General features: G+C 72.9%; 28 protein-coding genes. 18 read left to right on the top strand and 10 right to left on the bottom strand.

Annotation, left to right across the window (positions count from 1 at the left end):
• Positions 1-165: 165 nt before the first annotated feature.
• Positions 166-471 (bottom strand): 30S ribosomal protein S14, encoded by a 306-nt coding sequence (gene rpsN / locus ABD363_RS29840; RefSeq protein ID WP_344609189.1) that lies wholly within the window; start codon positions 469-471, stop codon positions 166-168.
• Positions 471-707 (bottom strand): 50S ribosomal protein L28, encoded by a 237-nt coding sequence (gene rpmB / locus ABD363_RS29835; protein ID WP_344609187.1) that lies wholly within the window; start codon positions 705-707, stop codon positions 471-473. Before rpmB ends, rpsN begins: the two co-directional genes overlap by 1 nt.
• Positions 708-769: 62 nt before the next feature.
• Between rpmB and rpmG the strand changes: the two genes are divergently transcribed.
• The 5 genes from rpmG to ABD363_RS29810 all read left to right on the top strand — a co-directional run bounded on the left by rpmG (position 770) and on the right by ABD363_RS29810 (position 3,144).
• Complete coding sequence (gene rpmG, locus ABD363_RS29830; protein WP_100568502.1) at positions 770-934, top strand: 50S ribosomal protein L33; 165 nt, start codon at positions 770-772, stop codon at positions 932-934.
• A 2-nt stretch (positions 935-936) separates the two neighbouring features.
• Positions 937-1,185: a type B 50S ribosomal protein L31 gene (locus ABD363_RS29825; protein ID WP_344609183.1), complete on the top strand. Its 249-nt coding sequence runs from the start codon at positions 937-939 to the stop codon at positions 1,183-1,185.
• A 4-nt stretch (positions 1,186-1,189) separates the two neighbouring features.
• Positions 1,190-2,341 carry a GTP-binding protein gene (locus ABD363_RS29820; protein ID WP_344609181.1) on the top strand — a complete coding sequence of 384 codons (1,152 nt, stop codon included), beginning with the start codon at positions 1,190-1,192 and terminating at the stop codon, positions 2,339-2,341.
• A 6-nt stretch (positions 2,342-2,347) separates the two neighbouring features.
• Complete coding sequence (gene rpsR, locus ABD363_RS29815) at positions 2,348-2,581, top strand: 30S ribosomal protein S18 (RefSeq protein WP_344609179.1); 234 nt, start codon at positions 2,348-2,350, stop codon at positions 2,579-2,581.
• 284 nt (positions 2,582-2,865) lie between these two features.
• A complete protein-coding gene (locus ABD363_RS29810; RefSeq protein WP_344609175.1) occupies positions 2,866-3,144 on the top strand; it encodes a DUF397 domain-containing protein in 279 nt (92 codons plus the stop codon).
• Positions 3,145-3,258: 114 nt separating this feature from the next.
• Here the strand turns inward: ABD363_RS29810 and ABD363_RS29805 are convergent, their stop codons facing one another.
• Positions 3,259-3,723 (bottom strand): ATP-binding protein, encoded by a 465-nt coding sequence (locus ABD363_RS29805; RefSeq protein ID WP_344609173.1) that lies wholly within the window; start codon positions 3,721-3,723, stop codon positions 3,259-3,261.
• Between the two features lie 362 nt (positions 3,724-4,085).
• Between ABD363_RS29805 and ABD363_RS29800 the strand changes: the two genes are divergently transcribed.
• The 6 genes from ABD363_RS29800 to ABD363_RS29775 all read left to right on the top strand — a co-directional run bounded on the left by ABD363_RS29800 (position 4,086) and on the right by ABD363_RS29775 (position 10,262).
• Positions 4,086-4,910 carry a helix-turn-helix domain-containing protein gene (locus ABD363_RS29800; protein ID WP_344609195.1) on the top strand — a complete coding sequence of 275 codons (825 nt, stop codon included), beginning with the start codon at positions 4,086-4,088 and terminating at the stop codon, positions 4,908-4,910.
• An 82-nt stretch (positions 4,911-4,992) separates the two neighbouring features.
• Positions 4,993-6,456: an aldehyde dehydrogenase family protein gene (locus tag ABD363_RS29795; RefSeq protein WP_344609171.1), complete on the top strand. Its 1,464-nt coding sequence runs from the start codon at positions 4,993-4,995 to the stop codon at positions 6,454-6,456.
• A gap of 142 nt (positions 6,457-6,598) precedes the next feature.
• Complete coding sequence (locus ABD363_RS29790; RefSeq protein ID WP_344609169.1) at positions 6,599-7,147, top strand: DinB family protein; 549 nt, start codon at positions 6,599-6,601, stop codon at positions 7,145-7,147.
• 190 nt (positions 7,148-7,337) lie between these two features.
• A complete protein-coding gene (locus ABD363_RS29785) occupies positions 7,338-7,979 on the top strand; it encodes a PadR family transcriptional regulator (RefSeq protein WP_344609167.1) in 642 nt (213 codons plus the stop codon).
• Between the two features lie 238 nt (positions 7,980-8,217).
• Positions 8,218-8,979 carry a MerR family transcriptional regulator gene (locus tag ABD363_RS29780; RefSeq protein WP_344609165.1) on the top strand — a complete coding sequence of 254 codons (762 nt, stop codon included), beginning with the start codon at positions 8,218-8,220 and terminating at the stop codon, positions 8,977-8,979.
• A gap of 158 nt (positions 8,980-9,137) precedes the next feature.
• Positions 9,138-10,262 carry a DedA family protein gene (locus tag ABD363_RS29775; RefSeq protein ID WP_344609163.1) on the top strand — a complete coding sequence of 375 codons (1,125 nt, stop codon included), beginning with the start codon at positions 9,138-9,140 and terminating at the stop codon, positions 10,260-10,262.
• A gap of 34 nt (positions 10,263-10,296) precedes the next feature.
• Here the strand turns inward: ABD363_RS29775 and ABD363_RS29770 are convergent, their stop codons facing one another.
• Complete coding sequence (locus ABD363_RS29770; protein WP_344609193.1) at positions 10,297-12,006, bottom strand: threonine/serine exporter family protein; 1,710 nt, start codon at positions 12,004-12,006, stop codon at positions 10,297-10,299.
• Between the two features lie 106 nt (positions 12,007-12,112).
• Positions 12,113-12,604, bottom strand: a complete 492-nt coding sequence (locus tag ABD363_RS29765; protein ID WP_247461842.1) for an inorganic diphosphatase — start codon at positions 12,602-12,604, stop codon at positions 12,113-12,115.
• Between the two features lie 124 nt (positions 12,605-12,728).
• On the opposite strand from ABD363_RS29765, the gene dacB reads away from it, so the two are divergent.
• The 6 genes from dacB to folE all read left to right on the top strand — a co-directional run bounded on the left by dacB (position 12,729) and on the right by folE (position 20,383).
• Entirely contained in the window at positions 12,729-14,297 is a 1,569-nt protein-coding gene (dacB, locus tag ABD363_RS29760; RefSeq protein ID WP_344609161.1) for a D-alanyl-D-alanine carboxypeptidase/D-alanyl-D-alanine endopeptidase, read from the top strand.
• Between the two features lie 54 nt (positions 14,298-14,351).
• Positions 14,352-15,485, top strand: coding sequence for a zinc-dependent metalloprotease (locus tag ABD363_RS29755; RefSeq protein ID WP_344609159.1), 1,134 nt, complete (start codon positions 14,352-14,354; stop codon positions 15,483-15,485).
• A 184-nt stretch (positions 15,486-15,669) separates the two neighbouring features.
• Positions 15,670-16,686 carry a tRNA lysidine(34) synthetase TilS gene (tilS, locus tag ABD363_RS29750; protein WP_344609157.1) on the top strand — a complete coding sequence of 339 codons (1,017 nt, stop codon included), beginning with the start codon at positions 15,670-15,672 and terminating at the stop codon, positions 16,684-16,686.
• Positions 16,687-16,866: 180 nt separating this feature from the next.
• Positions 16,867-17,427, top strand: a complete 561-nt coding sequence (gene hpt / locus ABD363_RS29745; RefSeq protein WP_344609155.1) for a hypoxanthine phosphoribosyltransferase — start codon at positions 16,867-16,869, stop codon at positions 17,425-17,427.
• Positions 17,428-17,614: 187 nt separating this feature from the next.
• Positions 17,615-19,654: an ATP-dependent zinc metalloprotease FtsH gene (ftsH, locus tag ABD363_RS29740; protein WP_344609153.1), complete on the top strand. Its 2,040-nt coding sequence runs from the start codon at positions 17,615-17,617 to the stop codon at positions 19,652-19,654.
• Positions 19,655-19,777: 123 nt separating this feature from the next.
• Positions 19,778-20,383: a GTP cyclohydrolase I FolE gene (gene folE / locus ABD363_RS29735; RefSeq protein ID WP_344609151.1), complete on the top strand. Its 606-nt coding sequence runs from the start codon at positions 19,778-19,780 to the stop codon at positions 20,381-20,383.
• Between the two features lie 82 nt (positions 20,384-20,465).
• Here folE and ABD363_RS29730 read toward each other — a convergent pair whose 3' ends face one another.
• The 5 genes from ABD363_RS29730 to folP all read right to left on the bottom strand — a co-directional run bounded on the left by ABD363_RS29730 (position 20,466) and on the right by folP (position 23,665).
• A complete protein-coding gene (locus tag ABD363_RS29730; protein WP_344609149.1) occupies positions 20,466-20,954 on the bottom strand; it encodes a DUF3180 domain-containing protein in 489 nt (162 codons plus the stop codon).
• Between the two features lie 62 nt (positions 20,955-21,016).
• Positions 21,017-21,628: a 2-amino-4-hydroxy-6-hydroxymethyldihydropteridine diphosphokinase gene (folK, locus tag ABD363_RS29725; RefSeq protein WP_344609147.1), complete on the bottom strand. Its 612-nt coding sequence runs from the start codon at positions 21,626-21,628 to the stop codon at positions 21,017-21,019.
• Positions 21,625-21,984, bottom strand: coding sequence for a dihydroneopterin aldolase (folB, locus tag ABD363_RS29720; protein WP_344609145.1), 360 nt, complete (start codon positions 21,982-21,984; stop codon positions 21,625-21,627). The genes folK and folB overlap by 4 nt, the downstream gene beginning before the upstream one ends.
• 284 nt (positions 21,985-22,268) lie before the next feature.
• Positions 22,269-22,772 (bottom strand): nuclear transport factor 2 family protein, encoded by a 504-nt coding sequence (locus tag ABD363_RS29715; protein ID WP_344609143.1) that lies wholly within the window; start codon positions 22,770-22,772, stop codon positions 22,269-22,271.
• The gene (gene folP / locus ABD363_RS29710) at positions 22,769-23,665 is read right to left on the bottom strand and encodes a dihydropteroate synthase (protein WP_344609141.1); all 897 of its coding nucleotides are present in this window, start codon (positions 23,663-23,665) and stop codon (positions 22,769-22,771) included. Before folP ends, ABD363_RS29715 begins: the two co-directional genes overlap by 4 nt.
• A gap of 599 nt (positions 23,666-24,264) precedes the next feature.
• On the opposite strand from folP, the gene ABD363_RS29705 reads away from it, so the two are divergent.
• Positions 24,265-24,971, top strand: a 707-nt coding sequence (locus ABD363_RS29705; protein WP_486388799.1) for a coiled-coil domain-containing protein, incomplete at its 3' end; no start/stop codon positions are given.

Below are 24,971 nucleotides of genomic sequence, written 5' to 3'. Positions count from 1 at the left end.
GGCGGTCGGCGCCGGCGCGCCCGCCAGCCCGGCCGCCGCCGCGATCCGCGCCCGCGGCCGTGCCGTCCCGCGCGGGGCGGCACGGGGCCCGCCGTGGTCACCGAAGGCGCCGCGAAGCTCCCGGGCCGTAGCCGGACGGCCGGCCGGCGCCATGGCCGCGGCAGGCTACCAGGAAGCCTTGCGGACCCCCGGCAGGAATCCGGCGTGCGCCTGTTCCCGCAGGCTCACCCGCGACAGCCCGAACGCCCGGAAGTAGCCGCGCGGGCGCCCGTCCACCTGGTCCCGGTTGCGCACGCGGGTGGCGCTCGCGTCCCGCGGCTGCCGGCGCAGCTCCCGCTGCGCGGCGAGCCGCTCGGCCTCCGTCGACGAGGGCCGCCGGATGATCTCCTTCAGCTCGGCCCGGCGGGCGGCGTACCGCGCGACGGTCTCCTGCCGCTTCCCGTTCTTCGCGATCTTGCTCTTCTTGGCCATCAGACCCGCACCCCCCGGGCGCGGATCCGGGCCACGGCCGCCTCGACGCCGATCGTGTCGACCGTCTTGATCCCCCTGGCGCTCAGCTTCAGCCGCACGTACCGGCCCTCGCTCGGCAGCCAGTACCGCTTGGTCTGGATGTTCGGGTCGAAGCGGCGGGAGGTCCGCCGGTGCGAGTGGGAGATCGCGTTGCCGAAGCCGGGCCGGGCGCCGGTCAGCATGCAGTGCGCGGACACGGGTGATGCACCTCTCTCGGAACGACTGTGTAAATGGAATTCATTTTCAGTAAGATAGCAGCATGGCACGCAACGAACTCCGCCCGGTCGTCAAGCTCCGGTCCACGGCCGGGACCGGCTACACCTACGTGACCCGCAAGAACCGCCGCAACGACCCGGACCGCCTGACCCTGCGCAAGTACGACCCGGTCGCCGGCCGCCACGTCGACTTCCGAGAGGAGCGCTGACCATGCGCAAGGGCATCCACCCGGCCTACGGTCCCGTCGTCTTCCGCGACCGCGCCGCGAACCACGCCTTCCTGACCCGCTCGACCATGACGAGCGACAAGACCATCGAGTGGGAGGACGGCCACACCTACCCGGTCGTCGACGTGGAGATCTCGAACGTCAGCCACCCCTTCTACACCGGCACGGCCCGCGTCCTGGACACCGCCGGCCGGGTGGAGCGCTTCGAGCGCCGGTACGGGAAGCGGAGCTAGCGCGGTGTCCGGACTCCCCGTCGTGATCGTCGGCGGACTGCACGCCGACGCCCGCCGGGCGGCCGTCGAGCGGCTGCTCGCCGACGTGCCCGGCAGTGTCGTGCTCCACCACGACCTGGCGACGGCCGCCGCGGGCACGGTCGTACGGACCGTCAGGGACGCCGGCGGCGTCGTCGCCGCCGGCGAGACCCCCCTGGTCAACGACTGCGCCTGCTGCGCCCTGCGTGAGGACCTGGTGCCGGAACTGGTCCGTCTCCGGGACGCGGGCGGCACCCGGCTGGCGGTGGTCGAGCTGTGGGACTCGGTCGAGCCCAAGGCGATGGCCGAGGTGATCACCTCCGGCGGGCTCACCGTCACCGGCGTGATCACCGCCGTCGACCCGGCGCTCGTCCTGCCCTGCCTCGGCAACGGCGACGACCTCGCCGACGCCGGTCTCGCCGCCGCGGCCACCGACCAGCGCACCGTCGCCGACACCTTCGCGCGGCAGCTGGAGTACGCCCCCGTCCTCGCCGTCGCCGACTCCCCGGAGGCCGACGACGAGGACCGCGAACTGCTCAGGCAGCTGCACCCGACGGCCCGCCAGGTCCCGATCGGCCCCGGTGACCCGGCGGGCGCGCCCTCGGCCCTGGCCCGGGAGGCGCTGGCCGGCTTCGACGTGGAGGCCGCGGCGGCGGCCCAGCACCCCGCCTGCGCCCTGCTGCCCGCCGAGGCCGACGCGCACGGGGTGTCCACCCTGGTCTGGCGCCGCCGCCGCCCCTTCCACCCCGAGCGGCTCTACGCCGCCCTGGAGGACCTGACCTGCGCCGCCGCCCGCAGCCGGGGCCGGTTCTGGCTCGCCGACAAGCCCGACACGCTCCTGCACTGGGACGCGGCCGGCGGCGCCCTGTGCGTGGAGGGCGCCGGACCCTGGCTGGCCGCCCTGCCGGACGCGGCCTGGGAGATGGTCCCGCCGGTGCGCCGTGCCGCCGCCGCGCTGGACTGGCACCCCGAGCACGGCGACCGCTGCCAGCACCTGGTCTTCACCTCGCCCGGCCTGGACCGCGACGGACTCCTGCGCCTGCTGGAGTCCTGCCTGCTGACCGACGCCGAGTACGCCGCCGGGCGCGACGCCTGGCGGCACCTGCCGCACGCCTTCGACACCCTCCTGGAGGTCTGACCCCGCATGCCCCGCAAGCCCGAGCGCAAGCCCGCCAAGAACCGCCCCAACCCGCTGGACCGGGCCGGGATCACCTACATCGACTACAAGGACACCGACCTGCTGCGGAAGTTCATCTCCGACCGGGGCAAGATCCGCAGCCGCCGCGTCACCCGCGTGACGTCGCAGCAGCAGCGGCAGCTGGCCAAGGCGATCAAGAACGCGCGGGAGATGGCCCTGCTGCCCTACTCCACCCGCTGACCGGGCCGGGGCCGCCGCCCCGGCACCTTTCCGTCCGGACGGGGAACAGGAAGCCTCCGCCGTGCGTCTCCTCCAGTGCACGCGCGCATGTCCCGCGGCCTTCGGGGCACGGACCGGCGGAGCCGCCGCCGCACCGCGACCGCCGCCGTCGTCCGTAACCGCAGGACCACCCCGCGTGCACGTGCATCTGCTTCTGCATATGCACGTGAACAAGGCTATGATCCGGTCCAGTTGACCACTGCACCCATGGCCACGCCGGCCAGTGCATCACCGGGGAGCGACCTGTGGACCACGACGTGTACGACGTGTCCGACGCCCATGGCGCGTCCGGCGTGTACAACGGCATCGCCGCCACCGAGCTGCACGGCGTGGCGTGGCAGAAGAGCCGGCACAGCAACTCGCAGGGCTCCTGCGTGGAGTTCGCGCGCCTGCCCGGCGGGGACGTCGCCGTCCGCAACTCCCGCTTCCCCGACGGGCCCGCGCTCGTCTACACCCGCGCCGAGATCGAGGCCATGCTCCTCGGGGTCAAGGACGGCGAGTTCGACCACCTGGTCGCGGGCTGATCCGCCCCGGCGCGGGCCGGATCGGCCCGCACGGCCGTCGCCCCCGGGCCGTGACGCGCGTAGAACCGCGGCACGCCACGGCGCCGCGGTTCGTTCCGGGAAGCGTCACAGGCGTCACAGGCGGAACAGCGCCCAGACGACCTTTCCGTTCAGCGTGCCCGCCAGCGGGTGCCAGCCCCAGCCGTCGCTGAAGGAGTCCACGAGGAACAGGCCCCGCCCCGACTCCGCCGAGCAGTCGTCCGGGTCGCGGGCGACCGGGCTGTCGTGGCTGGGGTCGCGCACCGCGCACACCAGCCGGTCGGTCCAGCGCATCAGGTGCAGGCGCACGAGCGGGCCCGGCTCCGGCAGCCGGGACGCGGGCGCCGGCAGCGCGTGCCGCAGCGCGTTGGTCACCAGCTCCGAGACCACCAGGCACACGTCGTCGAAGCGGTCGCCCACCTCCCACCGCCCGAGCGTGCCGCGTGTGAACCGGCGCGCCTCGCGCACCGCTTCGTGGCGGGCGGGCAGCGCGCAGGAGGCGAGGTCGGACACGGCCGCGGGATCCAGGGGCGGAAGGCCCTGCCGTAACGGCTGGAGCATGGTCGATCCATTCGTCCCCATGCGAGGCACTCCCGGGAGTTCGCGGCCGAAGCGATGCAGCGGTGGTGCGGGACCATGGTTTCGGATGCGTACAGCGGATGCAAGAGCAGATGCACGTGCAGCTGACCGAAATGGACCTGCCCGTACCGCTTCTTGGCCAATTTTTCCGTCACTTTCTTTTCCTCTTCGTGCCGTTCCCCGTCCGTCGCGCCGCTCGCGCGCCGTGCCCGCGCCGGATCGATCCCGTTTCCGTAACCGGACGAGTACAACGCGGAGTGCTTTAGTGGCAGACTTCGGCCCCTGGAGACGTTGGGGAGGCAGCGAAGGTGAGCGCGGGAGAGCCCGGATCGGTGGTGCGGCGGATGCTGCTCGGCTCGCAACTCAGGCGACTGCGTGAGGCACGCGGGATCACGCGCGAGGCGGCGGGGTACTCCATCCGCGCCTCGGAATCGAAGATCAGCCGGATGGAACTGGGCCGGGTGAGCTTCAAGACCAGGGACGTCGAGGACCTGCTGACGCTCTACGGCATCACGGACGAGCAGGAGCGCGCCTCCCTGCTCTCCCTCGCCCGGGAGGCCAACGTCGCGGGCTGGTGGCACAGTTACTCCGACGTGCTGCCCAGCTGGTTCCCCACCTACGTGGGCCTGGAGGGCGCGGCCTCGCTGATCCGGGTGTACGAGGTGCAGTTCGTGCACGGGCTGCTGCAGACCCCCGAGTACGCCCGCGCGGTGGTCCGGCGCGGCATGAAGGGCGCGAGCGAGGCCGACGTCGAAAAGCGCGTGACGCTGCGCCTGGAGCGGCAGAAGTACCTCGTCGCCGAGAACGCGCCCGAGTTCCACATCGTCCTGGACGAGGCCGCCCTGCGCCGCCCGTACGGCGGCCGCGAGGTGATGCGCGGCCAGCTCCAGCACCTGATCGAGATGTCCGAGCGCCCCAACGTCCGGCTGCAGGTCATGCCGTTCGGCTTCGGCGGGCACTCCGGCGAGTCCGGCGCGTTCACCATCCTCAGCTTCCCCGAGTCCGACCTGTCGGACGTCGTCTACCTGGAGCAGCTCACCAGCGCCCTGTACCTGGACAAGCCGGAGGACGTCGCCCAGTACGAGCGGGCGATGAAGGAGCTCCAGCAGGACAGCCCGGGGCCGTCGGAGAGCCGGGACCTTCTCCGTGGTCTCCTCCAACTCTCTTGAAACACAAGTACGATGACGTGTGATCAGACCGTGAAGGCGATCGGACCGGGCCTGCTTCGGCCGCAACGGATTGAGGGATCACATGTCGTCGTCCTACTTCACCGACCTGGCGCAGCAGTACATCGACGGTGAGTGGCGCCCGGGTACCGGCTCCTGGGACATCATCGACTTCAACCCGTACGACGACGAGAAGCTGGCGTCGATCACCATAGCCACGGTCGACGAGGTCGACGAGGCGTACCGGGCGGCCGCCCGGGCCCAGAAGGAGTGGGCGGCGACCAATCCGTACGCCCGCCGCGCGGTCTTCGAGAAGGCCCTGCGGCTGGTCGAGGAGCGGGAGCCCGAGATCACCGAGGCGATCATCGCCGAGCTGGGCGGCACCCGCCTGAAGGCCGCCTTCGAGCTCCACCTCGCCAAGGAGTTCCTGCGCGAGGCGGTCCACCTGGCGCTGCGCCCCGAGGGCCGGATCATCCCCTCCCCGGCCGACGGCAAGGAGAACCGCGTCTACCGCGTGCCCGTCGGCGTCGTGGGCGTGATCAGCCCGTTCAACTTCCCCTTCCTGCTGTCGCTGAAGTCGGTCGCCCCGGCGCTCGCCCTGGGCAACGGCGTGGTGCTCAAGCCGCACCAGAACACCCCGGTCGTCGGCGGCACCCTGGTCGCGAGGATCTTCGAGGAGGCGGGCCTGCCGGGCGGTCTGCTCAACGTCGTCGTCACCGACATCGCGGAGATCGGCGACGCCTTCATCGAACACCCGGTCCCCAAGGTCATCTCCTTCACCGGCTCCGACAAGGTCGGCCGCCACGTCGCCACCGTGTGCGCCGCGCACTTCAAGCGCTCGGTCCTCGAACTGGGCGGCAACAGCGCGCTGGTGGTCCTCGACGACGCCGACGTCGACTACGCGGTCGACGCGGCGGTCTTCAGCCGCTACGTCCACCAGGGCCAGGTCTGCATGGCCGCCAACCGCGTCCTGGTGGACCGCGCGGTCGCCGACGAGTTCACCGAGAAGTTCGTCGCCAAGGTCCGGGGCCTGAAGGCCGGCGACCCGCGCGACCCGGAGACCGTCATCGGCCCGGTGATCAACTCCCAGCAGGCGGACGCCGTCTCGGGCGTCGTCGAGCAGGCCCTGGCCGAGGGCGCCACGGCCCTGCTGCGCGGCGGGCGGACCGACAACCTGGTCGAGCCGTCCGTGCTGACGGGCCTGCCCGCCGACTCGGCCCTGCTGAGGCAGGAGGTCTTCGGCCCGGTCGCCTTCCTCGTCCCGTTCGACGGCGAGGAGGAGGCCGTGCGCATCGTCAACGACACCCCGTACGGCCTGAGCGGCGCCGTGCACACCGGCGACGTCGAGCGGGGCGTGCGGTTCGCCCAGCGGATCGACACCGGCATGTTCCACGTGAACGACGGCACCGTGCACGACGAGCCGATCGTCCCCTTCGGCGGCGAGAAGCACTCCGGCATCGGCCGGCTGAACGGCGACGCGATGCTGGACGCCTTCACCACCCTGAAGTGGATCTCGGTGCAGCACGGGCGGAGCAGGTTCCCCTTCTGACGCCGCGTGCCGGGTCTCTCCGGATCTCCCGGCCGCCGGCGGGCCGTCTAGGACAGGAACTGGCCCATACGGCCCGTAGCTTCGTCGTCGTCAGGGAAGAGGACCTCTCTTCCCGGAGCGATCCGACGAAAGGCGGCCGGTCATGGTCACCCACGTTCCCGTAGAGGCACCCGGCGACGAGCGCGGGGCGCTGCTGTCCTTCCTGGCCGAGCAGCGCGGCGGCATCCGGCGGGCGGTGCTCGGGCTGACCGAGGAGCAGGCGAACTCCCGCCCCAGCGCCAGCGAACTCACCCTGGCCGGGCTGGTCAAGCACGCCGCCGAGGTCGAGCAGAGCTGGATCGCCCGGGCCAGGGGCGAGGAGCCGGCGGTGGCGCGGGACGAGTCGAACTGGCAGGAGTGCTTCCGGCTGGTGGGCGACGAGACCGTCGCCTCCCAGCTGGCGTACTGGGCGGAGGTCGCCGCGGGGACGGAGGCGTTCATCCGCTCGGTGCCGAGCCTGGACGACACCTTCCCGCTGCCCGACCGGCCCTGGTTCCCGCCCGAGGGCCGGGTCTCGATGCGCTGGCTGTGCCTGCACCTGATCCGCGAGACGGCCCGGCACGCCGGCCACGCCGACATCGTCCGCGAGTCGCTGGACGGCGCCACCGCCTGGGACCTGGTGGCCCGGGAGCAGGCCGGCGCCCGGAGCTGATCCGGCCCGCCGTCGGGTCCCGTCCTCCGGACCGGGCCGGGAGGCGCCGCGCCCCCCGGCCGGCCCGAGCGGGATCCGGTGCGCGCGGCCGCGGGCGGGGGAGCGCGGCGGGTGACGACGCGCCGCGGACGCGCCCGCCGGGCCCCGCGACGCGGGAAGGGCCCGAACGGCAGGACCTAGGCTGGGCGGCATGTCAGCGATCCGTCTCCTGGTGCTGGGCGCCGTCCGCCAGCACGGGCGGGCCCATGGCTACCAGGTGCGCAACGACCTGGAGTACTGGGGCGCGCACGAGTGGTCCAACGCCAAGCCCGGCTCCGTCTACCACGCGCTGAAGCAGATGGCGAAGCAGGGGCTGCTGCACGCGCACGAGAGCGCCCCGTCCACCGCGGGCGGCCCGCCGCGCGTGGAGTACGAGATCACCGAGCGGGGCACCGCGGAGTACCTCCGGCTGGTCCGCGAGGCGCTCACCTCCTACGACCAGCGGACGGACGTCAAGTCGGCGGCCATCGGCTTCATCGTCGACCTGCCGCGCGACGAGGCGGTGGCCCTCCTGAAGGAGCGGATCCGGCGGATCGAACAGTGGCGCTCGGCCGTCACCGAGCACTACGTGCCCGAGGGCGGCCCCGGACAGCTCGGCCACATCGGCGAGATCATGAACCTCTGGATCCACACGGCCGACGCCGAGGCCGAGTGGACCCGGGGGCTGATCGGACGCATCGAGGGCGGGGCCTACACGTTCGCGGGGGAGGGCGAGCCGTTCGTCGGCGTCCTCGCGGAGGGCGAGGAGAACCCGTACGCGACGGGGGAGCGGCATCCCGGGGACGCGCATTGATCAAGTGTGACCAGGGGGAGGAGCGGGGATACCGCCGCCTGTTCAGTCGAGTCCGACTAGCAGGAGGTTCCAGCGGCCGGCACGACGATCACCGTCGAGGGCGCGCAAGACGTACGGCGCACGGCGCGGCGGGCGCGCGTGCACGGCGTCGCGCGGCGGGCGGGGAGGCGGCGGCCGGGCTTGCACCTCACGTGGCGTGAGGGAGCACCGTGGACCGTGCACGAGGAAGGGAGCGGAAGTGAGCTACTCCGTAGGACAGGTCGCGGGCTTCGCCGGCGTCACGGTGCGCACCCTGCACCACTACGACGACATCGGCCTGCTCGTCCCGAGCGAGCGCAGTCACGCGGGCCACCGGCGCTACAGCGACGCCGACCTCGACCGGCTGCAGCAGATCCTGTTCTACCGGGAGCTCGGCTTCCCGCTCGACGAGGTCGCCGTCCTGCTCGACGACCCGGCCGCGGACCCGCGGGAGCACCTGCGCCGGCAGCACGAGCTGCTGACCGCCCGGATCGAGAAGCTGCAGAAGATGGCGGCGGCCGTGGAGCACGCCATGGAGGCACGCAGTATGGGTATCAACCTCACGCCCGAGGAGAAGTTCGAGGTCTTCGGTGACTTCGACCCCGACCAGTACGAGGAGGAGGTGCAGGAACGCTGGGGCGACACCGACGCCTACCGTCAGTCCCGGGAGCGGACCGCCTCGTACACGAAGGAGGACTGGCAGCGCATCCAGGCCGAGACCGACGAGCTCACCCGGCGCTTCGTCGCCCTGATGGAGGCCGGTGAGCCCGCCGACTCCGAGGCGGCCATGGACGCCGCCGAGGAGCACCGGCAGGGCATCTCCCGCCACCACTACGACTGCGGGTACGAGATGCACACCTGCCTGGGCGAGATGTACGTCTCGGACGAGCGTTTCACGCGGAACCTCGACCAGGCCCGGCCGGGCTTCGCCGCCTACCTGCGCGACGCGATCCTCGCGAACGCCGCCCGGCACACCTCCTGAGCGTTGGCCGTGGCCCGGGTCCCACCCCCGGGCCACGGCCAACGCCACCCCCTGCACCACCCCGGAGGCGGGTGGAACCTGGAACCCCACGGCTGCGTTGATACGTTTGGGCTGCCAGTCCCAGCCCGTCTCCCTCCAGCAGCAGGAGCCACAATCCCGTGACCACCCTTGCGCTCGGCCCCGAGTGGCTGAGCCCGGACTACCTGATCGAGACCTTCAGCCTGCCCGGCATCCTGCTGATCGTCTTCGCGGAGTCCGGGCTCTTCGCGTTCCTGCCCGGCGACTCCCTGTTGTTCACGGCGGGCCTGTTCGTGGCCGAGGGGAACTACATCAGCCAGCCGCTGTGGCTGGTGTGCACGCTGATCGTGCTCGCCGCCGTCCTCGGCGACCAGGTCGGCTACATGATCGGCAAGTTCTTCGGCCCGAGGCTCTTCAGCCGGCCCGACTCCAAGCTCTTCAAGCAGGAGAACCTGGAGAAGGCCCACGAGTTCATGGAGAAGTACGGCCCCAAGGCGATCGTCCTGGCCCGCTTCGTGCCGATCGTGCGCACCTTCGCCCCCATCGTGGCGGGCGCCGGCCGGATGAAGTACCGCACGTTCTTCACGTTCAACGTCATCGGCGGCATCGCCTGGGGCACCGGCGTCACCGTCGCCGGTTACTGGCTCGGCCAGATCGAGTTCATCAAGACCAATGTCGAGGCGATCCTCATCCTGATCGTCCTCGTCTCCGTGGTCCCGATCATCGTCGAGTACCTGCGTGAGCGCTCCCGCAAGAAGCGGGCCGCGGCCGAGGCCCCCGCCGCCCACCCCGGCCTCCCGGTGACGGACGACGCCACGACCCAGCTCCGCCGCGTCACCCCCGCCCAGCAGCCCCAGCAGGGCCCCGCCCAGGGGTACGGCGACCAGGGCTACGGAAACCAGGGGTACGGCGGCCAGGGCTACGGAAACCAGGGGTACGGCGGCCAGGGCTACGGAAACCAGGGCTACGGCGGCCAGGGCCACGGAAACCAGGGCTACGGCGGCCAGGGCCACGGCAACCAGGGCTACGGCGGCCAGGGCCACCCGCAGTCCCCGCAGCAGCCGTACCAGCCCCAGCAGCCGTACCAGCCCCAGCCCCAGCAGCCGTACGGCCACCAGGGCGGCGGCTACGGCCAGCAGCACTACGGCCAGTACCCCCACCAGGGCCAGGGCCAGGGCCAGGGCTACGGCGGGCAGCAGCCCCATGACGCGCAGCAGGGCGGACCGCAGCAGGACCGGCAGCACCCCTACAACCAGGGGTACTGAGCCGCTCCCCCCGGGCGGGGCCCGCCGCCCGGGGTCAGAATCCCCGGGTCCGCTTGGCGGCCCGGCGCTTCTCCGCGGAGCCGATCCGCAGGAACAGCCGCGAGATCTCCGACCCGAGGTTCACCCCGATGGCGATGGCCATGGCGAGCGCCACGGCCTTCGTCAGCGACACCAGCCCGGCGTCGACATCGCTCCGGGCGATCGCCAGCAGCCCGAAGTAGGTGGCCGAACCGGGCAGCAGCGGCCCGATCGCCGCGGTGGTGTACGGCAGCGCGGACGCGAACCGGTACCGGGACAGCAACTGCCCGAACAGCCCGACCAGGCCCGCCGCCACCGCCGTGGAGGCCACCGCCGAGAGACCGCCGGCGTAGTGCAGGGCGCCGTACACCACCCACGCGACACCGCCGTTGAGGGTCACCCACAGCACGGTCGAGCGCTCCTGCTGGAGCAGCACCGCGAAGGTCAGCGACAGCAGCATCGACGCGCCGATCTGCCACAGCGGCCGCTCGGAGACGCCGAGGGCCACGTCGGGGTTGAGCTTGGCGCCCAGCTGCACGCCGAAGTACAGCACCACCAGCACGCCGGTGACGATGCCCACGAAGAAGTACAGGACCTCCAGCAGCCGTGCGGAGGCGGTGATGTAGAAACCGGTCAGACCGTCCTGCACGCCCGCCACCAGGGCCCGCCCCGGCAGCAGCGCGAACAGCCCGCCGGTGATGACCGCGGACGCCTTCACGTCCACGTGCGCCAGCGTCAGCGCGACCCCGAGCCCGGCCGGCGGCATCGCGGCCACCGTGAACTGGTAGAACTCCGGCAGCCCGCGCCCCGCGCACAGCCACGCCAGCCGGTCGCCGAGCATCGCGCCGAGCGCCGCCGCGACGAACACCACCAGGTCACCGCCGACCAGCACGGAGGCCGCGCCCGCGAGCAGCCCGCTCGCCGAGGTCAGCACCCAGGTGGGGTACGGGTGCCGGTTGCGGCGGATCTCCGCCAGCCGCCGGTAGGCCTCCTCCAGGGAGATCTGCGTCTCCGGGTCGCTGAGGTCGTCCACCAGCCGGAACACGGCCGCCAGGCGCGTGTAGTCGGTGCCCCGGCGGCGCACGGTCCGCGACGCCGTCACCGGGTCGTCGACCAGCGACGGCTGGTAGGAGATCGACAGCAGTGTGAAGGTGACGGTCGGCTCGCAGCGGTCCAGCCCGTAGGAGCGGCAGACGGCGAACATCGCCGCCTCCACGTCCTCCGCGCCCTCGCCGCCCGCGAGCAGCAGCTCGCCGATGCGCAGCGTCAGGTCGAGCACGCGCGGGACGGCCGGGCCGCCCTCCTCCGCGCGCTGCACCGGCTCCGGCGCGGGCCGCTCGGCCACCGGCATGCGCAGCATCGTGCGCATCCGGTCCTGCCAGGGCACGTCCTTGGTCAGGCTGACCGCCGGTATGCCGTTCGGCGGGGTGAAGGCGGGCGGGGCCTGCCGGACGCCGTACGTGCTCGGCGGGCTGAACGCCGACCCCTCCGGCTCCGCCTGCGGCGGCTGCGGGGCGTCGAGCCCCTTGGGCAGGGCGAACTCCGACGTCGTCTCGGACTCCGTGCCGGTCCGGGGGGCGGCCAGGCCCCGCGGGATCGCGAACTCGGACGTGGCCGACGACTCGGAGTCGGCCGGCGCCTGCCCCGCCGCCCCGGCGGGCGGCATCGGCGGGAAGGCGCTTCTCGCCTCGTCCGGCTGCGGCTTGCGGTCCTCCACGTCCGTCACTGCGTAGTGCTCTCTGTACGACACCGTCCGTAGGTCTCCGTATGCGCGCAGACGAAACGAACGGGCCGCACGCGCACGCGTGCGGCCCGCGGGTACTGCCGGGACCTCAGTGGCCGCCCTGCTCCTTGAAGCGCTTGTAGGACCGCTCGATCTCGGCCTCGGCGTCGACGCGGCCCACCCAGTTGGCGCCCTCGACCGACTTGCCGGGCTCCAGGTCCTTGTACACCTCGAAGAAGTGCTGGATCTCCAGGCGGTCGAACTCGGACACGTGGTGGATGTCCCGCAGGTGCTCCACGCGCGGGTCCGTGGCCGGCACGCACAGCAGCTTGTCGTCGCCACCGGCCTCGTCCGTCATGCGGAACATGCCGATCGCGCGGCAGCGGATCAGGCAGCCCGGGAACGTCGGCTCGTCGAGGATGACCAGCGCGTCCAGCGGGTCACCGTCCTCGCCGAGGGTGTTCTCGACGAAGCCGTAGTCGGTCGGGTAGGCGGTCGAGGTGAAGAGACGGCGGTCCAGGCGGATACGACCGGTCTCGTGGTCCACCTCGTACTTGTTGCGCGAACCCTTCGGGATCTCGATCGTGACGTCGAACTCCACCGGTGGCTCCTCCATGATCAGCACATAGTTCTGGTGATTAAGTGTCCCTCACGCAGGAGTGTGATCGCGAAAGGGGCTGGTGGTCGTGCCGGAGCTGAGGCCTTGGCGGGCCGCGGGACCGCATGTGGCGCGGATCGCGAGCGCCGTACGACCCGGGCTGTCGCGGGCCGTGGGGGTCGTACGGCCGCGCGTCGCGGGGGCCGTGGCGGCCGCCCGGCCGCGGGTCGCGCGGTCGGCGCGGGCCATGGCACCGCGTCCTGCGTGGATCACCGGGCCGAGGACCTGGCAGTACACCGCGGGCGCCGCCACCGCCGGGCTGGCGCTCGCCGCCGGCCTGGTGACCGTCACCGGCCCCTGGGACTCCTCGGGCCAGCGTACGGCCGAGGCGGACCGGGCCGCGGCCCTGGAGCGCACGGGTGGCGCAGATCACGGTCCGGGCACCGCCGCCGGCGCGCCGCGGCCCGCCCCCAGCGCGGGCGCCGTCCTGGCCGGCCTGGGCGGCGCCGCCGGCGCCGTGCGGACGGCGCCGGACGACAAGGCCCTCGCGGACGTCCTGGACCCCCTCCTGGCGGATCCGGCGCTCGGCACCCGCCGCGCCGCGTCCGTCGTGGACGTCGCCACCGGCAGGCGCCTGTACGGCCGCGACGCCGGCCGGGCCCTGGTCCCCGCCTCCACCACGAAGATCGCCACCGCCGTCGCCGCCCTCTCCGCGCTGGGCCCCGGCCACCGCCTCACCACCCGCACCGTCCTGGAGCCCGACACCGGGGAACTCGTCCTGGTCGGCGGCGGCGACCCCACCCTCACCGCCCGCGAGGACGCCGACGGCCTCGCGAGCCTGCGCACCCTGGCCGACCGGACCGCCGCGGCCCTGAAGAAGCGCGGCGTGCGCGAGGCGACCCTGTCGTACGACACCACCCTCTACCCCGGCTCCCAGAAACACCCGATCGGGGTCAACGACAACCTCGCCCCCCTCACCCCCCTGATGGCCGACGAGGCCCGCACCGACGACTCCACCAGCGGCCCGGCCCCGCGCCTGAGCGACCCGGCGGCGGCCGCCACCCGCGCCTTCGCCGGCTTCCTGGCGGACCACGGCATCAGGACGACCGCCCCGGGCCCCTCCAAGGCCACGGACCGCGCGCGGCCCCTGGCCGCCGTCTCCTCACCGCCGCTGGCCGCCCTGGTCGAGCGGATGCTGACCCACAGCGACAACGACATCGCCGAGGCGCTCGCCCGCCAGACGGCCCTGGCGGCGGGCGAGCGCGCCGACTTCGACGGCGTCGCGACCGCCGTCGCCGCCCAGCTGAGGAAGCTCGGCGCCCCCCTGGCGGGCTCCGCCTTCCACGACGGCAGCGGCCTCGACCGCGCCGACCGGCTCACCGCCGGCCTCCTCACCCACCTGCTGGCCACGGCCGGCGACCCGGCCCGCCCCGGCCTGCGCCCGGTCCTCACCGGCCTGCCCGTCGCCGGCTTCACCGGCACCCTCACCAGCCGCTACACCGACGGCGCCGCCGGCCTCGTCCGGGCGAAGACGGGCACGCTGACGGGCGTGAACGCCCTGGCGGGCACGGTGGTCGACCAGGACGGCCGGCTGCTGGCCTTCGCCTTCCTGGCGTCGGACACGACCGACCCGGCGGCGGCCCAGGCCGCGCTGGACCGGACGGCGACGGCCCTCGCGGCGTGCGGCTGCCGCTGACGCCCGCCGCCCCACGGCCTGCCCCGAGTGGCGGGGCTCACGTACGGTTGACACATGACGAGCATCGGTGGTCCCGAGATGGTCGACTGGAATCTCGCGGTCGCGACCGCGACCCGGCTGGTGCGGCCGGGGCCCGAGGTGAGCCGCGACGAGGCCCGGGCCGTCGTCGCGGAGCTGCGCCGGCACGCGAAAGCCTCCGAGGAGCACGTCCGGGGCTTCACCCGGCTGGGCGCCGACGAGGCCGACGACACCCCGGTCCTCGTCGTCGACCGGCCGGGCTGGGTCCGGGCCAACGTCGCCGGGTTCCGGGAGATCCTCAAACCGCTGCTCGACAAGATGCAGCAGCGGCGCGGCAGCACCCCCGGCGGCGCGGTCCTCGGAGCCGTCGGCGGCAAGGTCACCGGCGTCGAGCTCGGCGTGCTGCTGTCCTTCCTCTCCTCCCGCGTCCTCGGCCAGTACGAGACCTTCGCCCCGGCCACCCGGGAACTGCCGGCCGGCGAGAACGGCGGCGGCCGGCTGCTGCTCGTCGCCCCCAACGTCGTCCACGTCGAGCGCGAACTCGACGTCGAACCGCACGACTTCCGCCTCTGGGTGTGCCTGCACGAGGAGACCCACCGCACGCAGTTCACGGCCGTGCCCTGGCTGCGCGACCACCTGCAGAGCGAGATCCAGTCGTTCCTGGCGGAGACCGACGTCGACCCCATGACCGTCCTGGAACGCCTCCGGGACGCGGCCCAGGCCCTCGTCGGCGGCCGGCCCGAGGGCGAGGAGGGCGACAGCGGGCGGTCCCTGGTCGAACTGGTGCAGACGCCCGCCCAGCGGGAGATCCTCGGCCGCCTCACCGCCGTGATGTCCCTCCTGGAGGGCCACGCCGACTACGTCATGGACGGGGTCGGCCCGGACGTCGTGCCGTCCGTCGCGGAGATCCGCGAGAAGTTCCAGCAGCGCCGCGCCAAGGGCGCCTCCCGGCTGGACCTGGCCCTGCGCAAGCTGCTCGGCCTGGACGCCAAGCTCCGGCAGTACCGCGACGGCGAGCGCTTCGTCCGCGCGGTCGTCGACGAGGTCGGGATGGACGGCTTCAACCGCGTGTGGACCTCCCCCAACACCCTCCCCACCAAGGCGGAGATCGCCAAACCGGCGGACTGGGTCACGCGGGTGCACCGCAGGCCCGAGCCGGGCACGCCGTGAAGAGGTCGTGAAGCGAATCCGGTCGCCGGCAGGCGAACGCCCCCTCAATCACCCGTCCGAGGGACCGTGAGGCATGGGTAGGCGTGCAATGCTCGGGGAACGGCCCGTTTCTGTCACCATCTACACACTCTGAGTGACCAACCTCGGGCTCACATCCCTGAAAACTTCATGAAGGGAACCGGACATGGGTCCCCATCCCGCGGTCGCGGCGATACGCCTGGCGGTCCGCCGCGTCCTCCACGACATCCTCACCGACCAGACCCCCCCGACCCCGCACGAGCGCCCCCCCTCCCCGCTCGTGCTCGTCGCCTGCTCCGGCGGGGCCGACTCCATGGCGCTCGCCTCCGCCCTCGCCTTCGAGGCCCCCAGACTCGGCGTCCGCGCCGGCGGCGTCACCGTCGACCACCAGCTGCAGGCCGGCTCCGGCGCGCGCGCCGAGGAGGTCGTCCAGCGCCTGCGCGACCTCGGCCTCGACCCCGTCGAGTCCGTCCGGGTGACCGTCGGCCGCTCCGGCGGCCCCGAGGCCGCCGCCCGCGACGCCCGCTACGCCGCGCTCGACGCCGCGGCCGTGCGCCACGGCGCCGCCGCCGTCCTGCTCGGCCACACCCGCGACGACCAGGCCGAGACCGTCCTGCTGGGCCTCGCCCGCGGCTCCGGCATCCGCTCCCTGTCCGGCATGGCCGCGGTCTCGGGGGCCGGCGGCCGGTACCGCCGCCCCTTCCTCCAGCTCGACCGGCAGACCGCCCGCAGGGCCTGCATGGCCCAGTCCCTCCCCGTCTGGGACGACCCCCACAACAGCGACCCGGCGTACACCCGCTCCCGCCTGCGCCACGAGGGCCTGCCCGCCCTGGAGAAGGCCCTCGGCAAGGGCGTCGTCGAGGCCCTCGCCCGTACGGCCCAGCTCTCCCGCGACGACGCCGACGCCCTCGACACCTGGGCCCGCCAGGCCGAGGAGACCGTCCGCGACGCCGCCGGTCTCCTGGAGTGCGCCAAGCTCCGCGCCCTCCCGCCCGCCGTGCGCCGCCGCGTCCTGCGCCGCGCCGCCATCGAGGCCGGCGCCCCGGCCGGCTCGCTCTTCGCCCGGCACATCGAGGAAGTCGACCGGCTGATCACCGCCTGGCGCGGCCAGGGGGCCATCAACCTCCCCGGCAGAGTCGTCGCCCGGCGGCAGGGTGGCAGACTGGTGATTCGGCAAGGCTGACTCCGGACGCTCCCACCGGCCCGCGCGAGCGGGCCGCCGTGGCGCCGGACCGGCCGCGAGTGAGCCGAAGGGACACGCCGCCGACCGGGACGCGCGCGGGCCGCCGGGCCCGGCACCGCCGGCAGCGGCGCGGACGTCCCCCAGGCGCACGGGCCACGACATGCGGGACGACCGAAAGTGATGCGGGTGGACGCGAAAGACATGGGTGCCGACCTCCAGCAGGTGCTCATCACCAAGGAAGAGATCGACGCCAAGCTGACCGAGCTGGCCGCGAAGATCGACGCGGAGTACGAGGGCGAGGACCTGCTGCTGGTCGGCGTCCTCAAGGGCGCGGTGATGGTCATGGCCGACCTCGCCCGGGCGCTGTCCACCCCCGTCACCATGGACTGGATGGCCGTATCCTCGTACGGGGCGGGCACCCAGTCCTCCGGTGTGGTGCGGATCCTCAAGGACCTCGACACCGACATCAAGGGCAAGCACGTCCTCATCGTCGAGGACATCATCGACTCCGGCCTGACCCTGTCCTGGCTGATCTCCAACCTCGGCTCGCGCGAGCCCGCCTCCCTCAAGGTGTGCACGCTGCTGCGCAAGCCCGAGGCCGCCAAGGTCGCCATCGACGTGGAATGGGTCGGGTTCGACATCCCCAACGAGTTCGTCGTCGGCTACGGCCTCGACTACGCCGAGAAGTACCGCAACCTGCCGTTCGTCGGTACGCTCGCGCCCCACGTCTACGGCGGCTGAGCCCCGCGGCGGGGCTCCGCGGCGGAGATCGGGAACCCTGGCGGGCTCTGCGCCGTTGGAGCATGCGTAGACGGGATCGCCAGCCGTCCTGTGCGGCTTCAGGTGACAATGCTGGGGTACCGTCCGAAGAACAGCCTTTATCAAACTCACTATGGCAGGAGGGACGGGGCGGCACCGCTCCGTATGGATGGACGTGAAGCGATACTTCCGTGGGCCGGTCATGTGGATCGTGCTGGCCGTCCTTGCCGTGGTCGTGTTGATGCAGGTCGTCGGCTCGTCCGGCGGCTACAAGACGGTGGACACGGGCCAGGTCGTCCAGGCGATCAACCAGAACAGGGTCGAGTCGGCCAAGCTGACCACCGGCGACGAGCAGACCATCAAGGTCCAGCTCAAGGACGGTGAGAAGGTCGAGGGCAGCTCGAAGATCCAGGCGAGCTACATCGGCGACCAGGGCGTGGACATCGCCAACACCCTGCAGAACAAGTACCAGGACAAGCAGATCCCGGACGGCTACACCGTCTCGCCGTCCAAGCAGAACCCGTTCGTCGGCATTCTGCTCTCCCTGCTGCCCTTCGTCCTGATCGTGGTCGTCTTCCTGTTCCTGATGAACCAGATGCAGGGCGGCGGCTCCCGCGTCATGAACTTCGGCAAGTCCAAGGCGAAGCTCATCACCAAGGACACCCCGAAGACGACGTTCTCCGACGTCGCGGGCGCGGACGAGGCCGTCGAGGAGCTCCAGGAGATCAAGGAGTTCCTCCAGGAGCCGGCCAAGTTCCAGGCCGTCGGCGCCAAGATCCCCAAGGGTGTCCTGCTGTACGGGCCGCCCGGCACCGGCAAGACCCTGCTCGCGCGTGCCGTCGCGGGCGAGGCCGGCGTCCCCTTCTACTCGATCTCCGGTTCCGACTTCGTCGAGATGTTCGTCGGTGTCGGCGCCTCCCGGGTCCGCGACCTGTTCGAGCAGGCCAAGGCCAACGCCCCGGCGATCGTCTTCGTCGACGAGATCGACGCCGTCGGCCGCCACCGCGGCGCCGGCCTCGGCGGTGGTCACGACGAGCGCGAGCAGACCCTGAACCAGCTGCTCGTCGAGATGGACGGCTTCGACGTCAAGGGCGGCGTGATCCTCATCGCCGCCACCAACCGGCCCGACATCCTCGACCCGGCCCTGCTGCGCCCCGGCCGCTTCGACCGTCAGATCGCCGTCGACCGTCCCGACATGCAGGGCCGGCTGGAGATCCTCAAGGTCCACCAGAAGGGCAAGCCGGTCGCCCCCGACGTCGACCTGTCCGCCGTCGCCCGCCGTACGCCCGGCATGACCGGTGCCGATCTCGCCAACGTCCTGAACGAGGCCGCCCTGCTGACGGCCCGCAGCGACCAGAAGCTGATCGACAACAAGATGCTGGACGAGGCGATCGACCGCGTCGTCGCGGGCCCGCAGAAGCGGACCCGGATCATGTCGGACAAGGAGAAGAAGATCACTGCGTACCACGAGGGCGGCCACGCCCTGGTCGCGGCGGCCTCGCCGAACTCCGACCCCGTCCACAAGATCACGATCCTGTCCCGCGGCCGCGCCCTCGGCTACACGATGGTCCTGCCGGACGAGGACAAGTACTCGACCACGCGCAACGAGATGCTGGACCAGCTCGCCTACATGCTGGGCGGCCGCGCGGCCGAGGAGCTCGTCTTCCACGACCCGACCACGGGCGCCGCCAACGACATCGAGAAGGCCACCAACCTGGCCCGCGCGATGGTCACGCAGTACGGCATGACCGAGCGGCTCGGCGCGATCAAGTTCGGCGGCGACAACACCGAGCCGTTCCTCGGACGTGAGATGGCCCACCAGCGCGACTACTCGGAAGAGGTCGCGGCGCTCGTCGACGAAGAGGTCAAGAAGCTCATCGAGACCGCGCACAACGAGGCCTGGGAGATTCTGGTCGAGAACCGCGACGTCCTGGACAACCTCGTCCTGGCCCTCCTGGAGAAGGAGACCCTGGGCAAGGAGGAGATCGCCGAGATCTTCGCCCCGGTCGTCAAGCGTCCGCCGCGGCCCGCCTGGACCGGTTCCTCGCGCCGCACGCCGTCCACCCGTCCGCCGGTGCTCTCCCCGAAGGAGCTGGCCCTGACGAACGGCGCCAACGGCGCGACGCCGGCGATCACCACCGCCAAGAGCACCACGGCGGAGGCCTCCCCGGCGCCGGAGCGAGCCCCGGAGAACCGCCCCGAGAGCTGACCGGGGCTCTCCCGCCGGCCCCGCCGGGACCGGAATGGATGCCGCGTCCCCCAGGTTCTAGCCTGGGGGACGCGGCATCTCCGTATGCCCGCACGTCAGACACACAGGAACGAGGCACCGCACATGACCGACCCCGTGACGCTGGACGCCGAGGCGCCGATCGGCGAGTTCGACGAGAAGCGCGCCGAGAACGCCGTACGCGAACTGCTGATCGCGGTCGGCGAGGACCCCGACCGCGAGGGCCTGCGGGAGACCCCGGCGCGGGTGGCACGGGCCTATCGGGAACTCCTGGCCGGACTCGGGCAGACGCCCGAGGAGGTCCTGACCACGACGTTCGACCTCGGCCACGACGAGATGGTCCTGGTCAAGGACATCGAGATCGTGAGCCTGTGCGAGCACCACATGCTGCCGTTCCACGGCGTGGCCCACGTCGGGTACATCCCGGCGGAGACCGGCAAGATCACGGGGCTGTCGAAGCTGGCGCGGCTGGTCGAGGTGTTCGCCCGCCGGCTGCAGGTGCAGGAACGGCTCACCACGCAGATAGCCGACTCCCTGATGCGGATCCTCGAGGCCCGGGGCGTGATCGTGGTCATCGAGGCCGAGCACATGTGCATGTCGGTGCGCGGGATCCGCAAGCCGGGCGCCAAGACCACGACGTCGGCCGTGCGCGGCCAGCTCCGCGACGCCACGACCCGTGCCGAGGCGATGAGCCTGATACTGGCGCGCTGACCCGGCGGCCGGCGGTGTCCGCCGCGGTCCTCGTCCCCTTCCCGCCGGGCGGCGGTCGCCGCGCCCGGGGGAAAGAGGACCGTCAGGCCGCGGGCGCCGCTCCCGCCCCGTCGTGCTCGTCGTCCTCCGGGAGCCTGCAGACGCGCTCCAGGAAGAGGGCGGCCGCTATGACCGCGATGCCGGCCAGGACCGAGAAGCCGGCGTAGATCGCCTGGTCGCGGCGGGCCGGGATGTCGAGGGACTCCAGGAGGAAGACGCCCGTGCCGCCGTACATGCCCGCGACCAGGGCGGCGACCAGGGCGCTGGCCTGGCCGAAGACGACCGCGCGGGCGGCCATCAGAGGATCGACGCCCTTGGCGCCGGGCCGGCGCTCGCGCTGGGCCCTGAGGCGGGCGCGCAGTGAGAGCGCCGTCGCCAGCAGGACCACGGCGATCAGCGCCAGCACGACGGGGGCGGCCAGGGGGACGCTCGGGAGGGTCCCGATCGAGTTCCACAGGCGGGCGCCCGCCCAGGACAGGATTCCGGCGACGACGAAGACTCCGGCCAGCACCCTGATGCGCAGCTCTCTCACGGTGTCCCTTCGGATCCCTGGATGCCCGGATGCCCGGGCTGCGGTCGTCTCGACCTTAACGACTACTCGGGGAGCCGGAGTTCCAGGTCGCCGCGTGGCGTGACGCCCTCGCGGGTGACCGCGTCGAGCAGGTCGGCGACCGCGCCGCGGCCGGGCAGCAGGGCGCCGGGCTCCAGATCGTGCCAGGGGGCGAGGACGAAGGCGCGTTCGTGGGCGCGCGGGTGGGGCAGGGTGAGCCGCGGGTCGTCGGAGACGACGTCGGCGTAGGCGACGATGTCGATGTCGAGGGTGCGCGGGCCCCAGCGTTCGTCCCGGACCCGGCGGAAGGCCTCCTCGATCGCGTGGGCGCGCTCCAGGAGCGAGGACGGGGGCAGGGTGGTCTTCAGCAGCACCACGGCGTTGAAGTACGACGGCTGGCTCCCGGGCTCCACGCCCCACGGCTCCGTCTCGTACACGGGGGAGACCGCCTTGACGCGCACGCCGGGGGTGTCCTCCAGGGCGTCGACGGCGCCCTGGAGGGTCTCCAGACGGTTGCCGAGGTTGGAGCCGAGGGAGATCACCGCCGGCCGCGGGTTGTGCAGGGTGGTGTCGGCGGCGTCGACCTTCTCGGTGACGGAGGCGGGTACCGGCTGTACGGTCGGGTCGCTGGGGCCCCCGGCGGAGAACGCGGTCATGCTCGGCTCCGGGTGATGGTGACGGTCACATCGTCGAAGGGGACGGTGATCGGCGCGTCCGGCTTGTGGACGCAGACCTCGACCTCCCGGACCCCTTCGTGCTTGAGGCAGACCTGGGCGATGCGTTCGGCGAGCGTCTCGATCAGGTTGACGGGCTCGCCCTCGACGACGGCCACGACCTCCTCGGCCACGATGCCGTAGTGCACGGTCTTCGCCAGGTCGTCGTCGGCCGCGGCCGGCCGGGTGTCCAGGCCGAGGACGAGGTCCACGACGAAGGTCTGGCCCTCCTCGCGCTCCTTGGGGAACACACCGTGGTGCCCGCGGGCCTTCAGGCCGCGCAGCGCGACACGATCCACGCGCATCACTCCTGCTGTCGTCGGTTCCGGCCGGTGCGCACCGGTGCGGGCGGTACGCCGGTCATGTCGAATCTACCCGCGGGTCCGGACGGTTCCGGGCCGCGGCGGCGCGGCACCGGGCCGGGACGGGGAGGATTCACCGCGTGTTCTCCCCGGGGAACCCGGGGGATCACGGGCCGGTGGGCGGCCCGGCCCCGCGCCGGGTGATTCCCACCACTTCTCCTTCCGCCGCCTCCCGGCCCCGCGGGCCCTCGCTCTTCCTCTCCTGCGGGCCGACTACCCACTTATGCGGAGGAGCCGTCGTCCTCCTCCTCGTCGGTTTCGGCCAGAACGGGCGAGGCGTGGTGCGCCCAGAGTTTCCAGCCGGAGGGCGTGCGCCGGAACACGTTGGTGGCGACCACGAGCTGGCCCACGAGGGGGCCGAGCTCCTCGTCGCCCTCGGGGGCGGGACCGCCGCTGAGGATGTTCTCGGTACAGGTCACGAGGGCGGTGTCGCCGGTGACGGAGACGTGCACGTCGGTGAGGAAGAACTGGATGTAGTCGGTGTTCGCCATGATCAGCGCGTACGACCTCAGGACCTCGCCGCGGCCGGTGAGGACGGGCCAGCCGGGGTGCACGCAGGAGATCACGCCGGTGTCCGCCGGGTCGTGGTACGTCTCGTCGACGCCCAGGTCGGACGGGGTGAGCCAGAGCGCGGACAGCTCCTCGAAGTCGCCGCGCTCCACCGCCTCGTAGAAGGCCGTGTTGGCGGCCTCGACCTGCTCGACGTCGGTGTGGGGAGCGCTCACCGGGCTCCTTCTGCTCCGTCGCCCGCGCTCGCGGCGCGCGTCTCCGCGACGGCGTGTGCGACCCGTACGGCGTCGGCCGTCGCGCGGACCTCGTGCACACGGACCGCCCACGCGCCGGCGTGCGCCGCGAGCGCGGACACGGCGGCGGTGGCCGCGTCCCGTTCCCGGGCGGGCGGCGGGGCGGCCTCCGGCCCGGCGAGGACGCGGCCGAGGAACCGCTTGCGGGAGGCGGCGACGAGCAGCGGACGGCCGAGGCCGAGCAGACGGTCGAGGTGGGCGAGGAGTTCGAGGTCGTGCCGGGCGTCCTTGGAGAAGCCGAGGCCGGGGTCGACGACGACGCGGTCGGCGGCGATGCCGCCCGCCACGACGGCCTCCACGCGTGCCCGCAGCTCGTCGACGACCTCGGTGACGACGTCGGAGTAGACGCCCCTGACGTTGCCGCCCTGGAGGAAGCCGCGCCAGTGCATGACGACGAAGGGGGCGCCGGCGTCCGCGACGACCGGGATCATCCGGGGGTCGGCGAGGCCGCCGCTGACGTCGTTGACGAGGGCGGCGCCGGCCGCGAGCGCCTGTTCGGCGACGGAGGCGCGCATGGTGTCGACGGAGATCGTGACGCCCTCGGCGGCGAGACCGCGGACGACGGGGACGACGCGCCGGAGTTCCTCGGCCTCGTCGACGCGGGTGGCGCCGGGGCGGGTGGACTCGCCGCCGACGTCGACCAGGTCGGCGCCCTCGTCGACCAGGGCGAGGCCGTGCTTGACGGCGGCCGTCGTGTCGAACCAGCGGCCGCCGTCGGAGAAGGAGTCGGGGGTCACGTTCACGACCCCCATGACCGCGCAGCGGTCCCATGCGGGAAGGCCCGCCACGTGGCGGCGGCCGGTCTGATTGCTCATGTGTTCAGCGTAGGCCCAGGGGCGGCCGGGGGGCCGGGCGGGCTGTACCGGTACGCGGGGTCCGTACCGGTACGCGGGGTGCGCCCGAACCGGGGCCTCGGGGGGCGGGGCCGGGGCCCCGGGGCGGGGCGGCCTTTTCGAAGGGGCCGGGCGGAGGAGCCGGGGGCCGGGGCGTCCCGGGCCGGTGAGGTTCCGGGCGGCCGCCCCGCGCCGTTCCGGGGCGTCCCCCGCGGGTCCGTTCCCGCCGCCGCGGTGCTCCCGGCACCGGCCGGTTCCGGACACGTCCCGGCGCGTCGCCGGCGGCAAAGACGGGGGTCCGGCGGCCGGGGCGCGCCGAAGTCCATAAAGCGCGTGAAGGCCGTGAGGCCGGTGCGGATCTTCCCGCTCGCCGCGAAAAGCGGTGGTCATCACTTCGGCGCCCGGCGGCGGGGGATTCCGGCGGCGCCGCGGCGGATGAGCGGGCGGATCGGCGCCCAGTGGAAATGATCTTGTTTATTTCGGGCTCGGTTGTTTCTGATGCCGTGTGAACACTTCTGGGATGGCTGTGTTTTTACTGGGCGGGGCGCCAAGATTCGCCTACGCGCGGTAAGTTTCTGGCCATGCCACGTGGACGTCACCGCCATTCCCCACCCTTGCACAGGCTGTTGCCTCCGTCGGCGATCGCAGGCGTCTCCCTCGTCTGCGCTTTCGGCCCCTGGGTGTTCTCGGAGCCGACGGCGCTCCGGTCGCTGGCCGCCGCCGCCGCGGCGACCGCGGTCGGCGGCGCGGTCGTCATGCGCCGCTGGGACACGCAGGCGGGCAAACGCGTAGCCGAGCTGACGCGCGCGCGGGCGAGCGACGAGTGGCGCCATGAGGAGCGGGTCGCCGAACTGGAGGCGGACCTGGAGGAGGCGCGCGAGCTGCGCGCCAAGCTGGAGCAGCGGCTGCGGGCCAAGCGCGCGGAGCTGCAGGGCCTGCGCAACGAGCACGCGGCGCTGCTGCGGCGGTACGCCACGGCGGAGACCGAGCGGGCGAGCGCCCTGGAGGGGCGTCGGCTGCTGGAGACCGGGTCCGCCGCTCCGGCGCGGGAGCTGGAGGCGGCGCCGGAGCGACGGGCGAAGGGCGCCGCCGGGGCCGCCGAGGAGCGGCCGAGGACGCCCGCGGTGTTCTCGCCGGAGGGCTCCCGGCTGTTCCTGCTGGCCGGTGCGGCGCTGTCCCGGCTCGACGGCGGCGGGGCCGCCGGGGAGGGCGCCGCGCGGGCGGTGCCCGGGCGGCTCGGCGGCGACGCCGGGGCCGGGCCGGTGCGGGAGGACGAGGCGCCGGGGCG

Source organism: Streptomyces glaucus, assembly GCF_039533365.1.
In the GTDB taxonomy this organism is placed as follows: Bacteria; Actinomycetota; Actinomycetes; order Streptomycetales; family Streptomycetaceae; genus Streptomyces; species Streptomyces glaucus.
Note: the sequence above shows the minus strand (reverse complement) of the source record. Positions and strands in the feature narration are given on the sequence as shown.

What these genes read in the sequence shown, in the direction of transcription:
- ABD363_RS29795 (WP_344609171.1), top strand. Translation starts at nt 4,993, where the DNA reads ATGTCGTCGTCCTACTTCACCGACCTGGCGCAGCAGTACATCGACGGT.
- rpsN (WP_344609189.1), bottom strand. Translation starts at nt 471, where the DNA reads ATGGCCAAGAAGAGCAAGATCGCGAAGAACGGGAAGCGGCAGGAGACC.
- rpmG (WP_100568502.1), top strand. Translation starts at nt 770, where the DNA reads ATGGCACGCAACGAACTCCGCCCGGTCGTCAAGCTCCGGTCCACGGCC.
- ABD363_RS29790 (WP_344609169.1), top strand. Translation starts at nt 6,599, where the DNA reads ATGGTCACCCACGTTCCCGTAGAGGCACCCGGCGACGAGCGCGGGGCG.
- ABD363_RS29755 (WP_344609159.1), top strand. Translation starts at nt 14,352, where the DNA reads ATGACGAGCATCGGTGGTCCCGAGATGGTCGACTGGAATCTCGCGGTC.
- ftsH (WP_344609153.1), top strand. Translation starts at nt 17,615, where the DNA reads ATGGACGTGAAGCGATACTTCCGTGGGCCGGTCATGTGGATCGTGCTG.
- ABD363_RS29805 (WP_344609173.1), bottom strand. Translation starts at nt 3,723, where the DNA reads ATGCTCCAGCCGTTACGGCAGGGCCTTCCGCCCCTGGATCCCGCGGCC.
- hpt (WP_344609155.1), top strand. Translation starts at nt 16,867, where the DNA reads ATGCGGGTGGACGCGAAAGACATGGGTGCCGACCTCCAGCAGGTGCTC.
- ABD363_RS29800 (WP_344609195.1), top strand. Translation starts at nt 4,086, where the DNA reads ATGCTGCTCGGCTCGCAACTCAGGCGACTGCGTGAGGCACGCGGGATC.
- ABD363_RS29785 (WP_344609167.1), top strand. Translation starts at nt 7,338, where the DNA reads ATGTCAGCGATCCGTCTCCTGGTGCTGGGCGCCGTCCGCCAGCACGGG.
- folP (WP_344609141.1), bottom strand. Translation starts at nt 23,665, where the DNA reads ATGAGCAATCAGACCGGCCGCCGCCACGTGGCGGGCCTTCCCGCATGG.
- folE (WP_344609151.1), top strand. Translation starts at nt 19,778, where the DNA reads ATGACCGACCCCGTGACGCTGGACGCCGAGGCGCCGATCGGCGAGTTC.
- folK (WP_344609147.1), bottom strand. Translation starts at nt 21,628, where the DNA reads ATGACCGCGTTCTCCGCCGGGGGCCCCAGCGACCCGACCGTACAGCCG.
- tilS (WP_344609157.1), top strand. Translation starts at nt 15,670, where the DNA reads ATGGGTCCCCATCCCGCGGTCGCGGCGATACGCCTGGCGGTCCGCCGC.
- ABD363_RS29825 (WP_344609183.1), top strand. Translation starts at nt 937, where the DNA reads ATGCGCAAGGGCATCCACCCGGCCTACGGTCCCGTCGTCTTCCGCGAC.
- rpsR (WP_344609179.1), top strand. Translation starts at nt 2,348, where the DNA reads ATGCCCCGCAAGCCCGAGCGCAAGCCCGCCAAGAACCGCCCCAACCCG.